Raw genomic sequence first — 2,650 nt, forward strand, 5'->3', positions numbered from 1 at the left:
GCCAACGGCTGCGCGGCGTGTCCCGGATAGGCCACGACGGCGTTGCTGGGCAGGCGGGTGATCCACAAAACCCCCTGCTGATCGTGCTGGCGCAACCGCTCCAAGTGGTAAAACCCGCGATCGGCGAGCAGTAAACTCCCCGGCGGCAGATCGCGCTGCTGAAGCGGGAGCGCTCGATCCGCTGCGCGTCCGTTGACCAGATCGAGGGCGGTGATCGCGCCCGTGAGCACATCAAGCTGGACACCACATTTCAGGGTGGCTCCGCCGCCCGTTGTCGCATTGCCACAGCCGCGCCAGATGCCGGTCAGGGCATCGGGCAAGCCAATGGAGGTGCTGTCATGAACGCGCACGCTGGCAAAGCGTTGGAGGATGGGCAGGGTCACGGGATTGGCGGCGATGACGGGGTGGATGCTGGCGATGACGAGCTGGTGGAGCAGGTCAGCGGTGGCCATGGTAAAGCGTTGATCAATCGCTTGGGGAGAGACAGCAACGCCGATGCGGCAGGCCATTTGGGCCAATTGCTCCACCGTGGCGGTTGGCTGAGCCAGCCAGCCATAGACGAGGGTTTGAACGAGGGTACTGGGAGAGAATTTGGCGCGGTCAGGGCGTTTGACATACTGCTGAGCAGCGGCAATGGCCTCGGTCGTGGTCGTTAACAGGGTGTGCATAGCGTGACTGATCTGCGGTATGATCTCCATCGGATGCTCCTTGGATTCATGGTGTGTTGCAATGGCATGATGCCATGGAGCGTCCTTTCCTATTAAGCTTGATGCGCATGGCAACGAGGATTCTAGCCCTCACCCCCTAGCCCCCTCTCCCGCCGAGCGAGCGAGGGGGAACCACGAAACCAAAAGCCCCTCGCCCGCCGCCGTGGGAGAGGGGTTGGGGGTGAGGGCATGTCCGCTCGTAAGATTTTTAGGGCTGCTGCGTTTCCTTGTATATAAACGCTTGCTTGATTGTAGAAGGAGCGCCTATGGATCTGATTACGCGGGTTCGTGATGTGTTTACAGCGCCGCATCCGCTGGTAGACCCGGCCAGCTTTGCCCAATTCTATCAACAAACCCATGCTGTGGTTTTTCGCTATGTGTATATGTTGCATGGCCAGCCCAAGAGCGATGTTGAAGACTTCACCGCCGAAGCATTTGCGCGGGCTTGGAAGCAGCGCCAGCGATTTAGTGGCGACGATCAGGCCGCATTGGGTTGGATTATTACAATTGCGCGGCGGATTGTGATCGACCAACAACGGCGGGCTACGAGTGCGATGGGCCGACTGTGGGCGCAACTTGATCGCTCGCCACCGACTCCCGAACAACAAGCCATTCAGCGTGAACGCCAGCATTTGGCGCTTGAATTATTGGCGCATGTCTCGCTGACCCAGCGTGATCATCTGATCATGCGCTACTTTTTGGGCTGGCGGGTGCAGACCATCGCCCAACACCTTGGTTGTTCCGAAAACGCCGTATCAGTGAGCATCCACCGTGCCTTGCGAATTCTGCAAACCCAGTATGCAACTTTAGCTGAGGAGCTTTTCAATGACGCATAATCTAACGAACGAACACCTGCCCGTTGATGATCAACCAACTAGCCAAGCAATCGCCAAACTATTACGTGACTTTGGTGCGCATCCCAGTCAAGAATTTCATGCCCGCCAGGCCAATGCTCCGTGGTTACAAGCGACCGCACCGCAGCGGCGAGTCAACTGGTACTGGCGTGGCATGCTGATGGCTGGGCTTATGCTGTTGCTTTGGTTTACCCTGCCAAGCGGCTTTGTGGCTGCCCTTGATGAATTTTTTGGCTTGTATCGTGCCCCATCGGATACAGTTGAAGCGCCACAAGGGACAATTCTGCCAGAAGCACCCGCCATCGCAACGCTTGAAGAAGCCTCGGCGTTAGTTGGGTTTGATATTCTCACGCCGTCGCCACTTCCGGAAATAGTCCAACAATCAAAGATTACCGTGACGGGCGAGCAACCAGACAACATGTTTGCGAGGATTGATTATCGCGATGCATATGGCTATAGTTACCTTTCGTTGACTGCCAAACGTGGGCCTCTCTACCTTCAGATTGGCGCGACCGCCAATGTTGAGATTGTGCAAGTTGGTAATGTGAGTGGTGAATATGTGCAGGGTGGCTTTATTGTGAGGGGAAATGTCTCGGAATGGGATTCGTCATATGCGAACAAAACCTTGCGTTGGCAAATTGGCGATATCTCCTATTCACTTTCATCGGTGCATCTTAGCAAGCAAGCACTGATTGATCTCGCAGCGGGAATGCAATAAATCGCATGGTTGCTGCTCTGCATCGCCGCTTGGTTGTGCTGAGCAGCATTTGCATGGTCAGCCTCAATTGCAGTATGATCAAACGGGGAATGATCGGCCCCAATGCAATTTTAGGAGGCTTTATGAATTTGTCAGCGACCTGCGAATGTGGCACCGAGTACGACCTGAATTACGTTGAACAAGCTGGTGGCGCGAGTTTTAGCTACGATGCCTGCCCCGATTGTGGAATTCAACTTGATCGTGAGACCGTAGCCGAGGCAATCCACGCCGATCCTGAAGCACAGGCTGAATTGTATTAAATACCCTGTTTGCCCTTAGAAAATTAATCGCGTTCCCTCACCCCCAACCCCTCTCCCACTGCGGCGGGCGAG

General features: G+C 55.6%; 4 protein-coding genes. 3 read left to right on the forward strand and 1 reads right to left on the reverse strand.

Annotated features, from left to right (window positions below; genetic code table 11):
- Positions 1–698: transposase (locus DEF47_RS03230; protein ID WP_287044960.1), on the reverse strand; the 698-nt coding region annotated here is incomplete at its 3' end.
- 275 nt (positions 699–973) lie between these two features.
- Between DEF47_RS03230 and DEF47_RS03235 the strand changes: the two genes are divergently transcribed.
- The 3 genes from DEF47_RS03235 to DEF47_RS03245 all read left to right on the forward strand — a co-directional run bounded on the left by DEF47_RS03235 (position 974) and on the right by DEF47_RS03245 (position 2,578).
- Positions 974–1,543, forward strand: a complete 570-nt coding sequence (locus tag DEF47_RS03235) for an RNA polymerase sigma factor (protein WP_012189486.1) — start codon at positions 974–976, stop codon at positions 1,541–1,543.
- Positions 1,533–2,279, forward strand: a complete 747-nt coding sequence (locus tag DEF47_RS03240) for a hypothetical protein (RefSeq protein WP_012189487.1) — start codon at positions 1,533–1,535, stop codon at positions 2,277–2,279. Before DEF47_RS03235 ends, DEF47_RS03240 begins: the two co-directional genes overlap by 11 nt.
- Before the next feature lie 122 nt (positions 2,280–2,401).
- Complete coding sequence (locus DEF47_RS03245; RefSeq protein ID WP_287044961.1) at positions 2,402–2,578, forward strand: hypothetical protein; 177 nt, start codon at positions 2,402–2,404, stop codon at positions 2,576–2,578.
- Positions 2,579–2,650 lie beyond the last annotated feature (72 nt).

This window comes from Herpetosiphon sp. (genome assembly GCF_003512625.1).
Classification (GTDB): Bacteria; Chloroflexota; Chloroflexia; order Chloroflexales; family Herpetosiphonaceae; genus Herpetosiphon; species Herpetosiphon aurantiacus.

What these genes read in the sequence shown, in the direction of transcription:
- DEF47_RS03245 (WP_287044961.1), top strand. Translation starts at nt 2,402, where the DNA reads ATGAATTTGTCAGCGACCTGCGAATGTGGCACCGAGTACGACCTGAAT.
- DEF47_RS03240 (WP_012189487.1), top strand. Translation starts at nt 1,533, where the DNA reads ATGACGCATAATCTAACGAACGAACACCTGCCCGTTGATGATCAACCA.
- DEF47_RS03235 (WP_012189486.1), top strand. Translation starts at nt 974, where the DNA reads ATGGATCTGATTACGCGGGTTCGTGATGTGTTTACAGCGCCGCATCCG.